The following is an 18,791-nucleotide window of genomic DNA, read 5'->3' as shown; positions in this document are numbered from 1 at the left end:
TCGAGGCTAGCCGACGTCGGCCGGGCGATCGCGTGCGACGCCCCGACGATCGAGCACGAGGGTCCACGAAGCGCCGATGACTGCGATCGCCGCACCGGCACCGAACGCCCACGGGATTCCGAACGGCTGGGCCAGGAGCCCCAACGCGATCGGGCCGAGACCCAGGCCGAGATCGATCGCGGCGCTCGCCGTACCGGAGGCAACGCCCCGCTGCGACGGTGCTGCCGTCGCGAAGATGGCTGAGAAGAACGCCGGGGTCGAGAACGCGACCCCGACGGCCGTGATCACGGCGCCCACGATCAATCCGACCGGCGACGCCCACAGGGCGACGGTGACCAGGCCCAGCGCGATCGTCGTGAGCGCCGCTGCGCCGAGCGGGAGCGACGGCAGGCGGTCCGGCACCTTCGCGAAGGCGATCCGGCAGATCACGACCACCACGCCGTAGGTGAAGAGCGCCAGGCTCGGATTGGGCAGGCCGACCCGCGTGGCGTGCAGTGCGACGAATGCGAGGAAGCCGCCCATGGCCAGCAGCGAGGTGAGGAATCCGAGCGCGATCGGCAGTGCGGGCCGGTGGATGAGGTGGCGCTCCGAACGCTCCGGCGGCGGTCCCGTCCTCGTCTCGCCGATGAACAGCACGAGCACGGCGGCGAGCACGGCCAGGGCCGCCCCACCCCACCACGCGAGCATCGATCCGCCGAGCTGCGTGAGCGCCTCGCCGAGCACCGGCCCGAGCGCGATGCCGAGATACAGCCCGAGCGAGTTGTACGAGAGCGCCTCGCCCATGCGGGCCGGCGGTGCGAGGTCGGCGAGGGCGGCGAACCCCGCGACGAAGAATGCGGCTTCAGCCACGCCGGCGAGCAGGCGCAGCGCCACGACGGCGATGAGGTTGTCGGCCACCGCGAGGAGCCCCAGGCTGGCGGCGGCGAGCAGAGCGCCGCCGACGAGGAGTGGGAGCCGGCCGTGCACGTCCGCGAGTCGGCCGGCGAGGGGCCGGAGAACGAGCGCCGACACCGCGAACACGCCGAACGCGAGGCCTGCGGCCGCCTCATCGCCGCCGACGGGTCCCGTGACGTGCAGGGGCAGGACGAAGATCGCGACGCCCGCCGCCGTGAAGTAGCACAGCTCTGCCGCCGCGAGCACGACGAATGCCGGCGTGAACAGGCGCTCGGCATGTTCGCGTGCCGGCAGGTTCGCCCCTGTCGTCGTGGATCGTCGACCGCGGATCCCCACACCGCCCACCCTATGCCCGACGCCTCCGCGCGGCGTGGTCACCGGACGTCGCGCGGGCGGTGCGCCACCGACACGCCGAGACTTGGAGATCCGAGACCTACCCGCGGACCTCGATCTGCACCGGGAACTCGTTCTCGACGCTGCCGTCCTTCGCGCTCAGGCTGTAGGCGACCACGTCGTAGAGGCCGGGCGGAATGTCGGCCGGCAGCGTCAACCTCGAGCTGAAGTTCGACTCCACGCAGCACTCATCCGCCGTCACCTGGAGCGTGGCGACGGTCGTCCCCGACGCGTCGCGCACGTCGACCGTGAGCGCGGCCTCGAAGAGGTTCGCCGTGCCGGTCACCAGGATGAGGCCTCCGGCCTCATACACTTGGCCGCACGCCGGGCTCGTGAGGATGATCGGCGGTCGGTCGGGTGAGATCGTGATCGGGAATTCGACCAGGCCGACGACCGTGCCGTCCTTCGCGCTGTGCGTGTACGCACGCAGCTTGACTGGCAGGGCGTCTTCCTCCGGCCCGAATGCCAGGGTGGCCTCCCACGTGCCTGGCGTGCCGGAACCCGATGTCGCCGTGACGTGGCGCACACAGGCGACCATGCCCGACTCGTCGACGGCGTCGACGGTGAGCGCGGCCTCGAAGGTGTTCGCCTCTCCGCTCACGGTGAACGGGACCGAGACGGTCGCGTCGGCGACCGGGCTCCCGATGGTGATCTGCGGAGCCCCCGACGGGGTCGGGGCCGGGGATGTCGCCGTGGGCGAGACAGGCGACGGGCTCGGGCCCGGGCCGGACGCCGTGCCGGATGCGCAGGCAGTGACCGCCAACACTACGGCGACCACAGCGAGCGTGTGCAGAGAACGGATCGCCATGATGGGTCACCTCACCCCTTGTCTGTTTCGTACTCGCGGACACGCGACGTCGGTACCGCCGCTCGAGTCCATGGCACCTCTCACTACAGGAATGTCGCCGAACCCTCAGAAGGTCACACACGTTCCGGGATTGCTCAGGCTCAACGATGCGCCCGTGGACAAGCGTGTTCAAATCCCTGATCATTACTCATGAACCCGACGCTTCACCACGATGAAGACGAAGAAGGGGAATCCATGCTCACCACCGACACGCTCGTCAGCTCGGAAGCCAGCTTCATGTCCAGCACGCACCTGATCATGGGTGACCAGGACGCCGTCCTCGTCGATGCCCTGCTTGCGAAGAGCGATGCGCTGCAGGCCGTCGATTGGATCCGCGGCCACGACCGGCGACTCACGCACATCTACATCACCCACGCTCATCCCGATCACTTCCTCGGCCTGCCCGTCATTCTCGAGGCGTTCCCGGAGGCCCGGGCCGTCGCGTTCCGCGACACAGCTGAGGACATCGCCAAGGTCGCGCCGACGTATCACGCGGCCGACAAGCCGGTCTACGGCGACAACCTCGCAGACTCCTGGGCCGTACCGGAGGCACTGCCGGGACACACGCTGACCCTGGAGGGAGAGGAACTCCGGGTGATCGAAGTCGGACCGGGGGAGGCCGATCGCTCGACGGCTCTCCACGTCCCCTCGATCCGGGCGATCGCCGCCGCCGACCAGATCTTCTCGCACGTGCATGTCTGGCTCGTGGAGTACCGACCCGAAGGCTCGCTGGCGGGGGTCGAGACGATCCGCAGCGCAGGCCCGCTCGAGATCGTGCTGCCCGGTCATGGTCCAGCAGGAGGTAGCGACCTGCTCGACGCCAACGAGAGGTATATCCGGGACTTCATGTCCGCCGCTCAGCAGCCGTCGAAGGAGGCAGCTGTCGCTGAGATGATGGAGAAGTACGGCGATTTCGGCATGCCCGTCATCCTCGACTTCGGCATGCAGGCTGCGGTCGAGGGCAAGAGCTACCCGCAGATCATGGCCGACTTCATGGCCGGTCAGTGATGGGAGCGGAACCGAACGCGGCTGCTTCCGGGTAGCCGGTCATTCGGCGCGAGCCTCAGATCGGCGCCAGCTGCCGGTTTCGACCCAACGCTCGAGCGATTTCAGCGGAAGTCGCGCGAGCGGTGCGGTGCCGCCACGGTGAGCGACTCGAATCGGTCGGCGATGAGGTTGGTGACCCCCTCGGCGGTGCGTTCGAGGATGCCCCGCACCACCATCGCCGGGGCCTCGCGCGCGACGCGCCGGTAGCGGTTCCACACGCCGACCCCCGCGATCACGTTGAGCGTGCCCGACTCGTCTTCGAGGTTGAGGAAGGTGATGCCGCTCGCGGTCGCCGGTCGTTGCCGGTGCGTGACGACGCCGCCGACCTCGATGCGCCGGCCGGTCTCGGCAGTCGAGAGCAGGTCGATGCGAATCGCACCTCGGTCGTCCAGCCGCTCGCGCACATGCCGGATCGGGTGGTCGTCGGGGGAGATGCCCGTGGCCCAGAGGTCGTAGATCACCTGTTCGGCTGGCGTGAGCATGGGCAGCAGCGGCGGCTGCACCACGACGACCGAGCCCGCGAGGTACTCCTCGCGATCCTCGGCAGCCTCACCGGCGAGCCACAGCGCCTCGCGCCGCTCGAGCCCGAACCCGTCGAAGGCGCCGGCCGCGGCGAGCGCCTCGAGCTGCGTGGCGTCGAGCCCGGCGCGCCGAGAGACGTCGGCCATGTCGCGATAGGGGCCGCGCGCCTCGCGCTCGGCGACGATGCGCTCGGCCACGGCGGTGCCGATCGACGAGACGTCGGCGAGGCCGAGTCGCACCGCGAAGGCTCCGTCGCGACGGTGCTCGGCCGAGCGGTCGGGAGCGGTGCGGTCGAACGGCCCGACGGGCTCCTGCACGGCGTCGGCGCACGATGCGAGCCCGGTCGGCGCGCGACATCCGTCATTCGCATCGTTCGAATCGCGATCGGATGTCTCGGCCGCGTCGATCGCCTCGAGCCCCGCATGCACTCCCGAGCGCAGGATGTCGGGCCGGAGCATCTGCACCCCGTGCCGCCTCGCGTCGGCGGTGAGCGTGGCGGGCGAGTAGAACCCCATGGGCTGGGCCCGCAGCAGCGCCGCGAGGAACGCCGCGGGGTAGTGCAGCTTCAGCCACGAGCTCGCGTAGACGAGCAGGCCGAAGCTCAGCGCGTGGCTCTCGGCGAAGCCGAAGTTCGCGAACGCCTCGATCTTGGCGTAGATCGAGTCGGCGACCTCGGGCTCGATGCCGTTCTCGGCCATGCCCGTGTAGAGCTTCGAGCGAAGCTTCTCGATCTTCTCGACCCCGCGCTTCGACCCCATCGCCCGACGCAGCAGGTCGGCGTCGGCCGCGCTGCAGTCGCCGACGGCCACGGCCATCTGCATGAGCTGCTCCTGGAACAGCGGCACGCCGAGCGTGCGCTCGAGCACGGGCTCGAGCTTGGGGTGCAGGTAGCTCACCTTCTCTTCGCCCGTGCGCCGCCGGATGTACGGATGCACCGCCCCGCCCTGCACCGGGCCCGGGCGGATGAGCGCGATCTCGACGACGAGGTCGTAGAAGCGCCGTGGCTTGAGCCGGGGGAGCGTGCCCATCTGCGCGCGGCTCTCGACCTGGAACACCCCGATCGAGTCGGCCCGGCACAGCATGTCGTAGACGGCCGCCTCTTCTTTCGGCAGCGATGCGAGCTCCCACGCCTCGCCCGTCGACTCGCGCACCATGTCGAAGGTGTACTGCAGGGCGGCGAGCATGCCGAGCCCGAGCAGGTCGAACTTCACGAGGCCCATCCAGGCGCAGTCGTCTTTATCCCACTGCAGCACCGTGCGGTTCTCCATGCGGGCGTGCTCGATGGGGCAGACCTCGCCGACCGGGCGATCGGTGAGCACCATGCCGCCCGAGTGGATGCCGAGGTGCCGGGGAAAGGTGAGCACCTGTTCTGCGAGCTCGACGACGGCGTCGGGGATGTCGTGGTCGTCGGTCTCGACCACCGCACCCCACCGCTCGACCTGGCGCGACCACGCATCCTGCTGCCCGGTGGAGTACCCGAGGGCCTTGGCCATGTCGCGCACCGCGGCCTTGGGCCGGTAGCTGATGACGTTCGCGACCTGCGCCGCGTTCTGCCGCCCGTACTTGTCGTAGACGTACTGGATGATCTCCTCGCGCCGGTCGGAGTCGAAGTCGACGTCGATGTCGGGCTCCTCGTCGCGCAGCGCCGAGAGGAAACGCTCGAACGGCAGGTCGTAGAAGATCGAGTCGACAGCGGTGATGCGCAGCACGTAGCAGACCGCCGAGTTCGCGGCCGAGCCGCGACCCTGGCACAGGATGCCCCGCCGCCTGGCCTCGTGCACGATGTCGCGCACGATCAGGAAGTAGCCGGGGAAGTCCTTCTGCTCGATGACGTCGAGTTCGCGGGCGAGTCGCTCGCGCACGTGGTCGGGCACGCCCGGGTAGAGCTCGGCGGCGCCCTGCCAGGTGAGCTCGCGCAGCCAGCTCATGGGCGTGTGCCCCTCGGGCACCTGCTGCCGCGGCAGTTTCGGGCGGGCGCTGCGCAGGGTGAAGCCGAGCTCTTCGGCGAGCGTCACCGAGCGTGCGACCGCACCGGGGTACCGGGCGAAGCGGGCGGCCATCTCAGCGCCGCTGCGCAGGTGCAGCCCGTCGGACGCGGGGAGCCACCCGTCGAGCTCGTCGAGGCTGCGACGCGCGCGCACCGCGGCGAGGGCCGACGCGAGCCGGTGCTCGGGCGGGGTCGCGTAGTGCACGGCGTTCGTGGCGAGCAGAGGCAGCCCCGCCTGCTCGGCGAGCCCCGCGAGCACGTCGTTGGCCTGCTGGTCGTTCGGATGCCCATGGTCGAAGAGCTCGACCACGACGTTCTCGCGGCCGAAGAGGGCGGCCAGCCGGTCGAGCTCGCGCGCCGCGGCCTCGGGCCCGCCGTCGGCGAGGGCACGCCGCACGGCGCCCTTGCGACATCCGGTGGGCACGACCCACTCGCCGCCCGCTCGCTCGGCGAGCGCTTCGAGCGAGTACACCGGCCGGCCCTTCTCACCGCCCGCGAGCTGCCCGGCGGTGATCGCCGCGGCCAGACGGTGGTAGCCCGCTTCGCGCCGTGCGAGCACGAGCAGGTGCTCGCCCTCGGGGTCGGCGAAGCCGTTCTGCGGGCCGCTCAGCCCGAGCGAGAGCTCGGCGCCGAAGACGGTCTGCAGGTCGGAGAAGCTCTCGGCCGCCTCGGCGAAGCGAACGATGCCGTAGAAGCCGTCGTGGTCGGTGAGCGCGAGCCCCGAGAGCCCCAGGCGGTGCGCTTCCTCGACGAGCTGCTCGGGCCCGGAGGCGCCGTCGAGGAAGCTGTACGTCGAGTGCGCGTGCAGCTCGGCGTAGGGCACGACGGGACCGGTCGGCGCCTCGAGCCCTTCGGCCGGACGGTAGGGGTGGCGCTTGCGGCTCCACGCCGGGCTGTCGCCGCCGTCGGCGATGAGCTTCGTCGTGCCCGGTCGCCGCCGGTCGGAGAGCTTGCGCTCGAGCTCCGACCAGGGGATCTCGGGGTTGTTCCAGCCCATGGCTCACTCCCGCCGCATCTCAGTCGTACCTCGCCTCGGCCCACCAGCCCTCGCCGTCGCGCACGAGCAGCCACGCGCACCCGTCGTGGTCGACGATCTGGAACCGGTGCACGCGCTTGGCGTGCTCGGCGTCCCACCATCGCTCGACGACGGGCCAGGGGCCGGCCCAGGCCCGCACGGGCGATTCGCCGTCGCCCCCGACCGCGAACCGCGCAGGCGGTGTCGAGATCGACCCCCGATCGTCGATCGTGACGGATGCCCCGTCGTCGCCCATGAGCCGGATGGGCAGTCGTTCGCGGAACACGCTCGCCGGCGCGAGCGCCGGCAGGCTGCCCGGCCAGGGCGCCCCAGCCGCCCGGTCGCCCGTGCGCTCGGGCGCTTGATCGCCCCACGGCACGAGCACCTGCCGGTCGGCGAGCATGCGGCCGCCGCCGATGGACGCCGTGACGACCCCGTCGTGGCCGAGCATGCTCTGCACCCGGGTGAGGCCGTGATGCACGCGCTCGTCGGGCCCACCGCCCCAGAGCCCCGCTTCGTGGTTGCCGGTCGAGTCGATGCGCTCGGGCACGACCCGGAGCCGCACGATCGGCGAGGCGAGCCCTGCATCGGCGGTGCCGGTGCCCTGCAGCTGCCAGCGCACCCGGTCGACCACGTCGGCAGGCGTGAACCACTGCGGATGCAACCAGCTTCGGCTCGAGTGCCCGCCCCGTTCGTCGTCGAGCTCGACGCGGATGCCCGTGCAGACGAGCCGCTTCGCCCGCATGCGATCGATGAACTCTTCAGCCCGCACGCGGAACGCGAAGGCGAGCTGGTCGATGCGGTCGAGCGGCGGTTCGAACTCCTGGAGCACCTCGAACTCGGGTGGTGGCGTGCGCGCCATGACCCCGGTCTGCTCGCGCCCGGCTGCCCGGTCGTGTGCGAAGGCGCCGGCAGCGCCGAACCGCCGGCGCACGTCGGCCTCGGGCAGGGCGGCGAACTCGCCGAGGGTGCGCACCCCGAGCCGGTTGAGCAGGGTGGTCGTGCGGGCGTCGGTGACGAGCCCGACGGGCAATGGCGCGATGAAGGCGGCGGATGCCCCGACCGCGACGATGCCCACGGGCGTCGCGCGCGCCGCGCGCGCCGCCTGCTCGGCCGCGAACGGCCCGTCGGCGATGCCGACCCGGGCACCCGGCACTCCGAGGCGGGTCATGGTGTCGAGCAGTGCCTGTGCCGCGGCATCTTCGCCGCCGTAGTAGCGCGCGGGCCCACGGGCCCGCATGGCGAGCGTGCCCGGGCGCACGATCTGCACGCCCGGGACCGTCGTCTCGACCTCGCGCACGACGGGTTCGAACAGGCGCACGTCGACCGCCGCATCGTAGTCGAGCACCGTGAGCGCGGGGGAGCGGTACTGCGCCTCGCGCAGCTTCAGGCCACGGGCGACGCCGTCGTGGCGTGCGGCGGCCGAACAGGCGTAGACGACCCCCGACTCCGTGAGCGCGATCGGCAGCGCGGGGTCGAGCCCCAGCTCGCGGCAGGCTGCGAAGATCGGCCAGTCGGGACACCAGAGCACGATCGTGCGGGTCGGCACGCTCATGAGGCCGGCCGTTCGTAGTCGTCGAGGCGCAACGGTTCGCGTGTCGCGCGGGCATCAGTGGCAGTGCCGGCGGTCCGGAACCCCAGCGACCGATCGGGCAGCCGCAGCCGCGATCGCGCCCGACGGCCGAACTCGCCCCGCCCGCCCGCGCTCACGACGACCTCGCGGTCGCTGAGCTGCCCGTGCCCCGCGCCGAGCCCGTGCCACTGGCTCGACTCGACCCCGAGCCGGGCGTCGCTGCCCGGCCACTCGCCCGTGACGAGCAGCACGCTGCCGCGCTGGCGCAGCCGGGCCGACAGCCGTGACGCCTCGGCCGGTGCAACACGCCCCATCGCGCGCGCTGCGACCACGGGGATGACATCGGCGAGCGCCGCCACCACGGTGAGCCACTGTCGCCCTGGGTCGGGCACGAGCACGAGCCGGTCGAGGTCGATGCCGAACCGGTCGGCGGCCTCGACGCCGAAGTCGGGCATGCCGACCACCGCGACCCAGCGCCCGCTCGCCGACGGCCCCGCGAGCAACGCCATGAGCAGCGTGGTCGACCCCTCGATCGAGACCACCGTGCCCTCGCGAAGCGTGCCGCCCGGCAGCACCTGCTCGAACACCGGATGCGTGGGCACGGCCTTCGAGTCGAGCCTCGTCGCCTGCATGCCGCGGATGCGGGCCTGCAGCTCGTCGACGCGCGAGGACGACTCGGCGGGCGCGAGGGGAGCGGTCATGGTCACCCATCCAGTTTCGAACACATGTTCGAATGCTGCAAGTCGGTGTTGCCGACTGTCCACATCATCGGCGAGGGGTACGACATCGCCCGTGGGGGCTGGCAGGCGATCCGATCCAGGGCGACGATAGAGGTGATGACCGACACCTCTGCGCTCCTCGCGCGTGGGGCGGAATGCTTGACGCTGGGTGACTACGCCGCCGCCCGGGATGCATTCGTGCAGGCTGTCGCAGCCGCACCGGACGGAGCGAGCCTCGACGGTCTGGCGGAAGCACTCTGGTGGCTCGGCGAGGTGGAGAAGGCCGCTGACGTGCGCGGCCGGTCCTACGCTGCCCACGCACGCGAACGCAACTACGAGCCGGCCGCTCGTGCAGCAGCCTGGGTAGCGCGTGAGAAGCGCGCTCAGAACGGTGAAGGGTCCGTTCCCCGCGGATGGCGGGTCCGCGCGCGTGAGGCCGCCGCGCGAGCGCCCCGAACTTCCGCGCTCGGATGGGTGCTCGTGGCCGACGCGGAGTCGAGCCCGGATGCCGTGCGTGCCGCCGCCGAATACGACGATGCGATCGCCGCGGCCCGAGCATCCGATGATGCAGATCTGGAATGCCTCGCGCTGGCCCGGCGTGGCCTGCTCGTCATCGGGCAAGCTGACCCCGACCAAGGGATCCGCGATCTGGATGGCGCGATGGCTGCGGCAATGAGCGGGGAGGCGCGCGACCGGCGGACGCTGGCTGAGGTCTACTGCGCGCTGATGGACGCGACCGAACTCCTGGGCGGCAACGAGTCCCTGGCGCAGTGGAGTGCCGACCTGATGCGGACCCGGCAGCTGGATCTCGGTCCGCTGGCGGGAGCCGGCGCGGTCAGCGCCGAGGCGACATTCTCGGCGTTCTGCGGATCGTGCTGCGGCGGAGTCTTCCTGGCGATCGGTCGCCTCGACGATGCCGAGGACGCCCTCCTGGCGTCCATCGCAGACCTCGAACGGTCCGGCCTGAGGTCCCGTTGCATCCACCCCGGCGCGCTCCTCGCCGACCTGCGGATCGCTCAGGGGAGATTGTCGGAGGCGGCGGCACTGCTCGTGTCCATCGCAGATCTGCCTGAGGCGGTGCGCCCGCTGGCTGCGCTGGACCTGGCCACCGGCGATGCTTCCTCGGCCGTCAGTCGACTCTCGGAAGCGGCTGAGCAGCTGCCGAGAGCGGCCGTCGCATCTCTGCCGCTGCTCACGATGCTGGTGGATGCGCTGCTCGCTCAGGGCGATGTCGCGGCCGCCGGCCAGGCCGCTGTCCGGATCGCCGCGATCGCGGCCCGCACCCGCAGCCCACGGCATGCGGCGCAGGCGCATCTGGCCGTCGGCAGGACGACCCTGCGAGCGGATCCAGCGTCGGCTGCGGCCGAGCTGCGTGCGGCGATGCTCGGATTCAGCGAGGCGTCGATGGCGCTGCCGGCCGCGCGCGCTCGGTTGCTGTTCGCACGAGCCGTCGCGCAGTCCGATCATGGGTCAGCCGTCGCCGAGGCACGCGCGGCCCGCGCCGCATTCCATCGGATGGGCGCGACGGTCGACCTGGACGAGGCCAACGCGTTCCTGCGAGGCATGGGCGTGCCGACCGGCCCGGGGGCGCGGAATGTCGGGCGCTTGTCACCCAGGGAGAAGGAGGTGATGCGCCTCGTCGCCGAAGGCCTCTCGAATCCCGAGATCGCCCAGCGGCTGTTCATCAGCCGCAAGACGGCCGGCCACCACGTCAGCAGCATCCTGCAGAAGCTCGGCCTGCGCAGCCGCACCGAGGTCGCGGCCTTCGCCGTGGTCAACGCGTCCCAGGTCGGGGCGGGACCAGAGCAGGAATAGGGCACCTGCCCGATGCTGGGAGCTGCCGGCTCTGGGAACGTGATCGTTGATGAGAGGAGGCCGACGATGACTGAGATCACGACCACAGTCCAGATCGATCGACCACGATCCGAGGTGTTCGCCTACCTGACAGATCTTCGCAATGCACCGGAGTGGAGCACGGAACTGCTGCGCAGGACCTTCGATGGAGAGGACGTCGAACTCGGGACCACCGGCGTGGACGAGTTGCGTGCACTCGGGCGCGTCCTCGTCACGCCATGGGAGGTCACGGAATACCTGCCACCCGAGTCGATCGAGATCGAATTCGGTGGCGCGCTGAGCGCCACATCCCGCTTCGCGTTCGAGGAGGCCGATTCGGGCACGAGCACGGTCATGACGTGCGTCACCGATCTGCACCTCAAGGGACCGATCCTTCGGATGTTCACGCCCCTGGTGGCGATGGATGCCCGGCGGGCCGACGAGGCGCAGTTCCGTAGGGCGAAGCAGATCATCGAGAGCCGGGCCGGCAAGGCGGAAGGGCGCACGGAGCAAGGACGGCTGAAGTGACCGATTCACGTGAATCCCATGCCATCGTCGCTCGCTTCTACGAAGCGATCAACTCCGGAGCGCTCGACGACCTCGATGCGATCTGCTCGCCCGACCTGCAGGGTCACGCCGGCGCGGGATCCGATCTGACGGCACTCAAGGCGTCGATCGGCGCATTCATCGCTGCGTTCCCCGACCTGATCATCACGCCGCGGCACGTCGTGGCCGAGAGTGATCTGGTCTCGACCTGGCTGGTGTACGCAGGCCGGCACGGCGGAGAGTTCGCCGGCGTGCCGGCCACGGGAAGGGCCGTGCGGTTCGCCGCCTGGGACCTCATGCGAATACGTGACGGACGTGTCGCAGAGATCACCCAGTATTGCGACCTCTTCACGCTGATGAATCAGATCGGGGCGCTGCCGACCACCACTCCGGCCTGACCATCGAGACACAGCCCGGCCGTCGTTGCCACGACGGCATCGACGCCAGAACGTGGCGCTCGGGACATCCGCCCGATCGGATGTCGCAGGCCGGCGTTACGCTGGCCGCATGTGCGGACGCTTCGTGATCTCAGACACGACACCCGACCTGGTGCGCATCTTCGATGTCGACACGGTGGGCGAGGGGCTGCCCGAGCCGTCATGGAACGTGCGGCCCACCGACCCGATCCCGGTCGTGCTCGAGTCGAAGAAGGAGGGGCCGGTGGTGCGCCGGCTCGAGGCGGCGCGTTGGTCGCTCGTGCCATCGTTCTCGAAGGAGCTGAAGCTCAAGTACCCCACATTCAATGCCCGATCCGAGGGGCTCGCCACGAGTTCGGCGTTCCGCGCCTCACTCGCGGGCAAGCGGGCGATCATCCCGGCCGATGGGTATTACGAATGGCACACGGTCGGCAAGCAGAAGACGCCGTACTTCATCCATCAGGGAGACGGGCCGATCGCATTCGCCGGGCTCTACTCGTGGTGGCGCGACAAGTCGAAGGCCGACGATGACCCCGAACGTTGGGTGCTCACTGCCACGATCATCACGACCGACGCCACGGGCGAGCTCGCCGACATCCACGACCGCATCCCGCTCATGCTGCCGCCCGAGTTCTGGTCGGCCTGGCTCGATCCCGACCTCGCGGGCGACCAGTCACTCGTCGACCAGGCGGTGGCCGCGTCGCGGCCCATGGTGCCGACACTCGCCTTCCACGAGGTGGGCCCCGTCAATGACAACGGGCCCGAGCTCATCGAGCCCGTGCAACACTGACCCGGCGCACGAGGTGCGGCACGCAGCATCCGCCGCAATGCGACGCGACCCGGAAATGCAAGAAGGCCGGATCACATGGATCCGGCCTTCTGCACACAAGCGTGCGCGAGGGGGGACTTGAACCCCCACGCCCGTTAGGGCACTAGCACCTCAAGCTAGCGCGTCTGCCATTTCCGCCACCCGCGCTCGTGTCGGGCTCTTCCGATTGCTCGGTGGCCCGAAAGAAGACATTAGCACGGATTCCGAGGCGCTTTCGCCACAGTGGCCATCGTCGGATGCCCCGGCTAGCGTGAAGGGCATGTCGTTGCCTTCGAACGCCGAGAACCCGTCCGCAGAGCTCGACGAGACGGCGATCATCGCACGGGATCTCATCCGGTTCGACACCACGAACTACGGCGGGGGGAGGGCGAACGGCGAACGTGAGGCGGCCGAGTACGTCGAGGCGCACCTGGCGGCGCTCGGCCTCACCCCGCAGCTCTTCGAACCTGCGCCGCGCCGTACGAGCGTCGTCGCGCGGGTGCCCGGCCGCAACCCGGCCAAGTCCGCGCTCGTCGTGCACGGCCACCTCGACGTCGTGCCCGCCGATCCGCGCAACTGGAGCGTCGACCCGTTCGCGGGCGAGATCCGCGACGGCATGCTGTGGGGGCGCGGCGCCGTCGACATGAAGGACATGGACGCGATGATGCTCGCCGCGCTCGGCGACATCCTGCGGAGCGGCCGACAGCCCGAACGCGACCTCGTGGTGGCGTTCTTCGCCGATGAGGAGGCCGGCGGGGGAGTGGGCGCCGGCTGGCTCGTCGACCATCATCCCGAGCTGTTCGCGGGCGCGACCGAGGCGATCAGCGAGGTCGGCGGCTACTCGATCACGGTCGGGGGCCGCCGGGCGTACCTGCTGCAGGCGGGCGAGAAGTCGCTGCTCTGGGTGCGACTCGTGGCGCGCGGCACTGCCGCGCACGGGTCGCGGCTCGTGGGCGACAACGCCATCACCAAGCTCGCCGAGGCGGTGGCAACGCTCGGCCGCACCGAATGGCCGCTCCGGCTCACGGGAACCACGCGTGAGCTGCTCGGCAAGATCGCCGAGGTGCTCGGCGTCGACCCCGAACAGGTCTCGCCCGACGAGCTCGCCCTCGCGACCGGCTCGGCATCGGGATTCATCACTGCGACCCTGCGCACCACCAGCAACCCGACCGTGCTCGAGGCCGGCTACAAGCACAACGTCATCCCCGATCACGCCGAGGCGCTCATCGACATCCGCACGCTTCCCGGCGAAGAGGAGGCGGTGCTCGCCGAGGTGCAGGCGCTCGTCGGCGACGAGATCGAGATCCAGATCGTGCACCGCGACGTCGGGCTCGAGGCGGCGACATCCGGCACCCTCGTCGACGCGGTCACCCGCGCGCTCGGCGTGCACGATCCCGGCGCCCCCGTGTTCCCCTACCTGCTCTCGGGCGGCACCGACAACAAGTCGCTCAGCCGGCTCGGCATCGAGGGGTACGGCTTCGCTCCGCTCAAGCTGCCAGAAGGCTTGGACTTCCCGGCGATGTTCCATGGGGTCGACGAGCGCGTGCCCCTCGACGCACTAGTCTTCGGTAGGCACGTCCTTCGCGACCTGCTGCTCGAATACTGACCAGTTCAGTCCACTGACCAGTGCAATCCTCCGGTTTCCGCGGGGGCGGAAGGCGGATGCCCCAACGTGATCGAAGCGCTCATCCTCGGCTTTGTGCAGGGCCTCACCGAGTTCCTCCCGATCTCGTCGAGCGCGCACCTGCGCATCCTCGGAGAGTTCCTGCCGGGTGCGCAAGATCCCGGTGCCGCGTTCACGGCGATCACGCAGCTCGGCACCGAGACAGCAGTCGTCGTGTTCTTCTGGCGCGACATCGTGCGCATCGTCTCGCACTGGTTCGGCTCGTTCACGGGCCGTGTGCCGCGCCATGACCCCGACGCACGCATGGGCTGGCTCATCATCGTCGGCTCGATCCCGATCGTCGTGCTCGGCCTGCTCTTCCAAGACGAGATCGAGACCGTGCTGCGTTCGCTCTGGATCACTGCGACGATGCTCATCGTGTTCGGCATCATCCTGGGGCTCGCCGACTGGGCCGGTGCGAAGCGGCGCAAGCTCGACGAGATCACGGTGCCGCACGGCATCTACTTCGGTCTCGCCCAGTCGCTCTCACTCATCCCTGGCGTGTCGCGCTCGGGCGGCACGATCACCATGGGGCTCCTGCTCGGCTACGAGCGCGCGGCCGCCGCGCGCTACGCATTCCTGCTCGCGATCCCTGCCGTGTTCGGCAGCGGGCTGTTCCAGCTGTTCAAGAGCTTCGGCGAGCCGGCGGTCTACGGGCCCATCGAGACCGCGGCGGCGACGATCGTCGCATTCGTGGTCGCGATCCTCGTGATCGCGTTCTTCATGAACTACATCTCGAAGCACAGCTTCCTGCCCTTCGTGATCTACCGCATCGCCCTCGGCGGGGTCATCTTCGTGCTCCTCGGCACGGGCGCGATCCAGGCGATCTGATCGCGCTGACCCCACCCGCCGTCAGCGGGGGCCGTCGCCACGGCCGTCGGCGCGCCCTTCGGGGCCGTCTCCGCGGCGGCGCAGGTAGCGCTCGAACTCCTGGGCGATCGCCTCGCCGCTCGCCTCGGGTGCGTCGACCGCGTCGCGTGCCTGCTCGAGCTGGGTGATGTAGCCCGCCATGTCTTCATCGTCGGCCGCGAGCGCGTCGACGCCCGCCTCCCACGCCTTGGCCTCGCTCTCGAGGGTCCCTCGGGGGATCGACAGGCCGGTGAGCTCCTCGACCTTTCCGAGCAGGGCGAGTACCGCCTTGGGCGAGGGCGCGTTGTGCACGTAGTGCGGCACCGAGGCCCAGAGCGACACGGTGGGGATTCCGGCGCGCTCGGCCTGGTCGGCGATGACGCTGAGGATGCCGACGGGGCCTTCATAGGTCGACCGCTCGACACCGAGCGCGCTGCGCACCTCGGGGTTCTCGCTCGACGCGAACACCGTGAGCGGCCGCGTGTGCGGCGCGTCGGCGAGCATCGCGCCCAGCAGCACCACGCCGTCGATGTCGGCCGTGAGGGCGGCGTCGACGAGCTCGGCGGCGAATCCCTTCCAGCTGCGGGCCGGCTCTGCGCCGAGGAGGACGTGCAGTCCGGATGCCCCGGGGCCGGTCACGGGGTCGTCGAGGTCGTTTCGCCCACTCGGGCCGAGGATCGCGGCGCCGGGCCACTCGAGGCGTCGCACGCCGTCGTCGCCCACGACGACCGTGGGCCGTGTGAACTGGTAGTCGAAGTAGAGCTCGGGGTCGACGGCGGCGATCTCGGTGAGCGCGAGCCGCTCGGCGAGGAGCTTCGCCGCTCCGGTCGCCGCCTCTCCGGCGTCGTTCCAACCCTCGAAGGCGACGATGAGCAGTCTTCGACCCTCGAAACCGGCCGGCTGATTCACGCTTGGAGCCCCGCTTCCCGCCCCGGGTTCCCGGGGTCCTCTCCACAATAGGCCGTGCCCGTAGACTTGAGCGTTGTGACCACACGCCTGCCTGCCGCTGTTCTCTGGGACATGGACGGCACTCTCGTCGATACCGAACGCTACTGGATGGCTGCCGAAGAGGAGCTCGTCGAGGCGTTCGACGGCACCTGGACCCACGACGACGCACTCGCACTCGTCGGCAGCGGTCTCTGGGAGGCCGCCGCCGTGTTCCAGGCGAAGGGCGTCGACCTCGATGCCGACGCCATCGTCGCCCGCCTGACGGCGCGCGTGCGCGAGCAGCTCACCGAGCACGGGGTGCCGTGGCGACCCGGGGCGCGCGAGCTGCTCGAGGCGCTCCGCGAGGCATCCGTACCCACTGCCCTCGTGACCATGTCGGTCCGGTCGATGGCCGACGACGTCATCGAGGCGATCCCCTTCACGGCGTTCGACGTCGTCGTCACCGGCGACGCCGTCGAGCATGCGAAGCCCCACCCCCAGCCGTACCTGCTCGCCGCCGAGCAGCTCGGCGTCGAGATCGGCGACTGCATCGCGATCGAGGACTCGCCGGCGGGGCTCACGTCGGCGCACTCCGCCGGGGCGATCGCCGTCGGGGTTCCGAACATCCTCGCGCTCGACGACAGTCCGTCGTCGGCGATCTGGCCGACGCTCGTCGGCGCGACCGTTGCCGACCTCGCAGCGCTCGTCGGCCCGAACGGGGCGGCGTCATGAGCGCGAGCAGGGGCGAGCAGAGCGGCCCGTTCCGCGTCGGCGACCGCGTGCAGCTCACCGGACCGAAGGGCCGCCTGCACACGGTCACGCTGCAGCCGGGTGCCCTTTTCCACTCGCACAAGGGACCCATCGCGCACGACGACCTCATCGGGCAGCCCGACGGCTCCGTCGTGGCGAATCAAGTCGGTGTCGAGTACCTCGCGCTGCGGCCGCTGCTCAGCGACTTCGTGATGTCGATGCCGCGGGGCGCGGCCATCGTCTATCCGAAGGATGCCGCGCAGATCCTCGCCCAGGCAGACATCTTCCCCGGCGCGACCGTCGTCGAGGCGGGCGTCGGTTCGGGCGCGCTCTCGCTCTGGCTCCTCCGCGCGATCGGTCCCCAGGGCCGACTGCACTCGTTCGAGCGTCGCGAGGAGTTCGCCGACGTCGCCCGCGGCAACGTGGCGACGTTCCACGGCGCCGACCCCGAGAACTGGTCGATCACCCTCGGCGATCTCGCCGAGGTGCTGCCCGAAACCGCGGGAGAGGCATCCGTCGACCGCGTCGTGCTCGACATGCTCGCGCCGTGGGAATGCATCGACGCAGTCTCGAACGCCCTCAAGCCGGGCGGCGTGCTGCTCTGCTACATCGCCACCGCCACGCAGTTGTCGCGCGTCGCCGAGGCGATCCGCGCGACAGGGGAGTACACCGAGCCGCAGTCGTCCGAGACGATGGTGCGAGGATGGCACGTCCAGGGCCTCGCCGTGCGGCCCGACCATCGCATGATCGCGCACACCGGGTTCCTCATCACCGCGCGCCGCCTCGCACCCGGCACGGTGTTGCCCGAACTCAAGCGCCGCCCCGGTAAGACGGCCTACAGCGACGACGACGTCGAGGCCTGGACGCCCGGCGCCCTCGGTGAACGCCAGGTCAGCGCGAAGAGCCTGCGCAAGCGGGTCCGAGCAGCCGATGCCGCTGCCGAGCGTTCCCGTTCCACAGCCGACGATCTCGAGCCCGACCCGACCGGCGAGGCCGGGTAGGCTACCTACGCCCCTCCGCGACCATCGAAGAATCGAGGATCAGTGCGCTCGTCTCTCGCGCTCATCGCCACCGCCGGCGCCGTCGTCATCGCCCTCACCGGCTGCACGGCCCCGGCACCCGCCCCCGAGTCCTCCCCGGGCGATTCGTCTGACGCCGTGGTCGTCTCGGGTGATTTCGGCGAGGCGCCACGCGTCGAGTTCCCGACGCCGCTGTCGCCTGCAGAGACGCAGTGCACCGAAGTCATCGCGGGCGAGGGCGACGTGCTCGAAGAGGGGCAGATGTCGCTCATCGGGTTGGCCGTCTACAACGGCGCGTCCGGCGAGGAGCTGCAGGTCACCGGCTTCGGCGAGGAGGAGCCCGTGCCCGTCACGGTATCGACCTCGACCCTTCCCGGCCTGATGAAGGGACTCACGTGCGCGCGCGAGGGTTCGCGCGTCGCCGTGGTCGTTCCCGAGGCAGACGGCTTCGGACCCGACGGCAACCCGTCGCTCGGCGTCCAGCCGGGCGACAGTCTCGTGTTCGTGATCGATGTGGAGCGCGCGTTCCCGACCCGCGCCGAGGGTGCCGTGCGGTTGACGCGCGACGGGTTCCCCGCGGTCGTGCTCGCGCCCGACGGTCGACCCGGCATCACGGTTCCCAAGGCCGACCCGTTCGAGAACACCGAGGTCGAGGTCCTGAAGGCGGGCTCCGGCCCCGTCGTGGAGTCGGGCGACCAGGTGGTCGTCCAGTACACCGGGGTCACCTGGGCCGACAACGAGGTCTTCGACTCGACGTGGGCGAACGGAAGCCCCACCATCGTCACCGTCGCAGACGGCGAGGGATCGCAGGTCGTCCCCGGTTTCGCGCAGGCGGTCATCGGGCAGTCGGTCGGCTCCCAGGTCGGTGTCGTGATTCCCCCGGTCGACGGCTACGGCGACCAGGCGAGCGGAAGCATCCCGGCGAACTCGACCCTCTTCTTCGTCATCGACATCCTCGGTGTGATCTGATCCCGCGATGCCGG

The 18,791-nt window shown here is 70.4% G+C and carries 16 protein-coding genes and 1 tRNA gene; 10 read left to right on the top strand and 7 right to left on the bottom strand.

Going from position 1 to position 18,791, the window contains the following annotated elements:
- Positions 1 to 6: 6 nt before the first annotated feature.
- Together LQ757_RS07735 and LQ757_RS07730 are read right to left on the bottom strand one after the other, a co-directional pair.
- Positions 7 to 1,230: an MFS transporter gene (locus LQ757_RS07735; RefSeq protein WP_231046646.1), complete on the bottom strand. Its 1,224-nt coding sequence runs from the start codon at positions 1,228 to 1,230 to the stop codon at positions 7 to 9.
- A gap of 97 nt (positions 1,231 to 1,327) precedes the next feature.
- Positions 1,328 to 2,095 (bottom strand): Gmad2 immunoglobulin-like domain-containing protein, encoded by a 768-nt coding sequence (locus tag LQ757_RS07730; protein WP_231046645.1) that lies wholly within the window; start codon positions 2,093 to 2,095, stop codon positions 1,328 to 1,330.
- 234 nt (positions 2,096 to 2,329) lie between these two features.
- Between LQ757_RS07730 and LQ757_RS07725 the strand changes: the two genes are divergently transcribed.
- Positions 2,330 to 3,142 (top strand): MBL fold metallo-hydrolase, encoded by an 813-nt coding sequence (locus LQ757_RS07725; RefSeq protein WP_231046644.1) that lies wholly within the window; start codon positions 2,330 to 2,332, stop codon positions 3,140 to 3,142.
- Between the two features lie 101 nt (positions 3,143 to 3,243).
- Here the strand turns inward: LQ757_RS07725 and LQ757_RS07720 are convergent, their stop codons facing one another.
- From LQ757_RS07720 to imuA', 3 genes are read right to left on the bottom strand one after another with little or no spacing between them, the layout of a single operon-like run.
- Complete coding sequence (locus LQ757_RS07720; RefSeq protein WP_231046643.1) at positions 3,244 to 6,687, bottom strand: error-prone DNA polymerase; 3,444 nt, start codon at positions 6,685 to 6,687, stop codon at positions 3,244 to 3,246.
- A gap of 19 nt (positions 6,688 to 6,706) precedes the next feature.
- Entirely contained in the window at positions 6,707 to 8,260 is a 1,554-nt protein-coding gene (locus tag LQ757_RS07715) for a DNA polymerase Y family protein (protein WP_231046642.1), read from the bottom strand.
- Positions 8,257 to 8,979 (bottom strand): DnaE2-dependent mutagenesis accessory factor ImuA', encoded by a 723-nt coding sequence (imuA', locus tag LQ757_RS07710; RefSeq protein ID WP_231046641.1) that lies wholly within the window; start codon positions 8,977 to 8,979, stop codon positions 8,257 to 8,259. Before imuA' ends, LQ757_RS07715 begins: the two co-directional genes overlap by 4 nt.
- Before the next feature lie 24 nt (positions 8,980 to 9,003).
- On the opposite strand from imuA', the gene LQ757_RS07705 reads away from it, so the two are divergent.
- The 4 genes from LQ757_RS07705 to LQ757_RS07690 all read left to right on the top strand — a co-directional run bounded on the left by LQ757_RS07705 (position 9,004) and on the right by LQ757_RS07690 (position 12,582).
- Positions 9,004 to 10,812 carry a helix-turn-helix transcriptional regulator gene (locus LQ757_RS07705; protein ID WP_231046640.1) on the top strand — a complete coding sequence of 603 codons (1,809 nt, stop codon included), beginning with the start codon at positions 9,004 to 9,006 and terminating at the stop codon, positions 10,810 to 10,812.
- 12 nt (positions 10,813 to 10,824) lie between these two features.
- On the top strand, positions 10,825 to 11,358 hold the full coding sequence (locus LQ757_RS07700; protein WP_308195585.1) for an SRPBCC family protein: 534 nt from the start codon (positions 10,825 to 10,827) through the stop codon (positions 11,356 to 11,358).
- A complete protein-coding gene (locus LQ757_RS07695; RefSeq protein WP_231046638.1) occupies positions 11,355 to 11,774 on the top strand; it encodes an ester cyclase in 420 nt (139 codons plus the stop codon). The genes LQ757_RS07700 and LQ757_RS07695 overlap by 4 nt, the downstream gene beginning before the upstream one ends.
- A gap of 109 nt (positions 11,775 to 11,883) precedes the next feature.
- Positions 11,884 to 12,582 (top strand): SOS response-associated peptidase, encoded by a 699-nt coding sequence (locus LQ757_RS07690; RefSeq protein ID WP_231046637.1) that lies wholly within the window; start codon positions 11,884 to 11,886, stop codon positions 12,580 to 12,582.
- A gap of 102 nt (positions 12,583 to 12,684) precedes the next feature.
- On the opposite strand, the gene LQ757_RS07685 is transcribed toward LQ757_RS07690, so the two are convergent.
- Positions 12,685 to 12,768: transfer RNA gene (locus LQ757_RS07685), tRNA-Leu, on the bottom strand.
- A 112-nt stretch (positions 12,769 to 12,880) separates the two neighbouring features.
- On the opposite strand from LQ757_RS07685, the gene LQ757_RS07680 reads away from it, so the two are divergent.
- Positions 12,881 to 14,206: a M20/M25/M40 family metallo-hydrolase gene (locus tag LQ757_RS07680; RefSeq protein WP_231046636.1), complete on the top strand. Its 1,326-nt coding sequence runs from the start codon at positions 12,881 to 12,883 to the stop codon at positions 14,204 to 14,206.
- Positions 14,207 to 14,272: 66 nt separating this feature from the next.
- On the top strand, positions 14,273 to 15,094 hold the full coding sequence (locus tag LQ757_RS07675; protein ID WP_231046635.1) for an undecaprenyl-diphosphate phosphatase: 822 nt from the start codon (positions 14,273 to 14,275) through the stop codon (positions 15,092 to 15,094).
- A gap of 21 nt (positions 15,095 to 15,115) precedes the next feature.
- On the opposite strand, the gene LQ757_RS07670 is transcribed toward LQ757_RS07675, so the two are convergent.
- Entirely contained in the window at positions 15,116 to 16,021 is a 906-nt protein-coding gene (locus LQ757_RS07670) for a PAC2 family protein (protein ID WP_231046634.1), read from the bottom strand.
- 75 nt (positions 16,022 to 16,096) lie between these two features.
- Here LQ757_RS07670 and LQ757_RS07665 point away from each other — a divergent pair, with 75 nt between their 5' ends.
- Genes LQ757_RS07665 through LQ757_RS19385 form a run of 3 tightly spaced genes read left to right on the top strand, consistent with a single transcriptional unit; the run spans position 16,097 to position 18,777 of the window.
- Complete coding sequence (locus LQ757_RS07665; protein WP_231046633.1) at positions 16,097 to 16,771, top strand: HAD family hydrolase; 675 nt, start codon at positions 16,097 to 16,099, stop codon at positions 16,769 to 16,771.
- Complete coding sequence (locus LQ757_RS07660; RefSeq protein WP_231046632.1) at positions 16,768 to 17,790, top strand: tRNA (adenine-N1)-methyltransferase; 1,023 nt, start codon at positions 16,768 to 16,770, stop codon at positions 17,788 to 17,790. The genes LQ757_RS07665 and LQ757_RS07660 overlap by 4 nt, the downstream gene beginning before the upstream one ends.
- 42 nt (positions 17,791 to 17,832) lie before the next feature.
- Entirely contained in the window at positions 17,833 to 18,777 is a 945-nt protein-coding gene (locus LQ757_RS19385; protein WP_231046631.1) for an FKBP-type peptidyl-prolyl cis-trans isomerase, read from the top strand.
- The last annotated feature ends 14 nt before the right edge of the window (positions 18,778 to 18,791 follow it).

Origin of the sequence: Agromyces cavernae (genome assembly GCF_021044935.1) — a bacterium.
Taxonomy (GTDB): Bacteria; Actinomycetota; Actinomycetes; order Actinomycetales; family Microbacteriaceae; genus Agromyces; species Agromyces cavernae.
This window is presented reverse-complemented; position numbering and strand designations above follow the sequence as displayed.

Excerpts from the sequence above, each read along its gene's own strand:
- imuA' (WP_231046641.1), bottom strand. The coding sequence starts at position 8,979 with ATGACCGCTCCCCTCGCGCCCGCCGAGTCGTCCTCGCGCGTCGACGAG.
- LQ757_RS07705 (WP_231046640.1), top strand. The coding sequence starts at position 9,004 with ATGTTCGAATGCTGCAAGTCGGTGTTGCCGACTGTCCACATCATCGGC.
- LQ757_RS07715 (WP_231046642.1), bottom strand. The coding sequence starts at position 8,260 with ATGAGCGTGCCGACCCGCACGATCGTGCTCTGGTGTCCCGACTGGCCG.
- LQ757_RS07730 (WP_231046645.1), bottom strand. The coding sequence starts at position 2,095 with ATGGCGATCCGTTCTCTGCACACGCTCGCTGTGGTCGCCGTAGTGTTG.
- LQ757_RS07700 (WP_308195585.1), top strand. The coding sequence starts at position 10,825 with ATGCTGGGAGCTGCCGGCTCTGGGAACGTGATCGTTGATGAGAGGAGG.
- LQ757_RS07680 (WP_231046636.1), top strand. The coding sequence starts at position 12,881 with ATGTCGTTGCCTTCGAACGCCGAGAACCCGTCCGCAGAGCTCGACGAG.
- LQ757_RS07690 (WP_231046637.1), top strand. The coding sequence starts at position 11,884 with ATGTGCGGACGCTTCGTGATCTCAGACACGACACCCGACCTGGTGCGC.
- LQ757_RS07725 (WP_231046644.1), top strand. The coding sequence starts at position 2,330 with ATGCTCACCACCGACACGCTCGTCAGCTCGGAAGCCAGCTTCATGTCC.
- LQ757_RS07720 (WP_231046643.1), bottom strand. The coding sequence starts at position 6,687 with ATGGGCTGGAACAACCCCGAGATCCCCTGGTCGGAGCTCGAGCGCAAG.
- LQ757_RS07660 (WP_231046632.1), top strand. The coding sequence starts at position 16,768 with ATGAGCGCGAGCAGGGGCGAGCAGAGCGGCCCGTTCCGCGTCGGCGAC.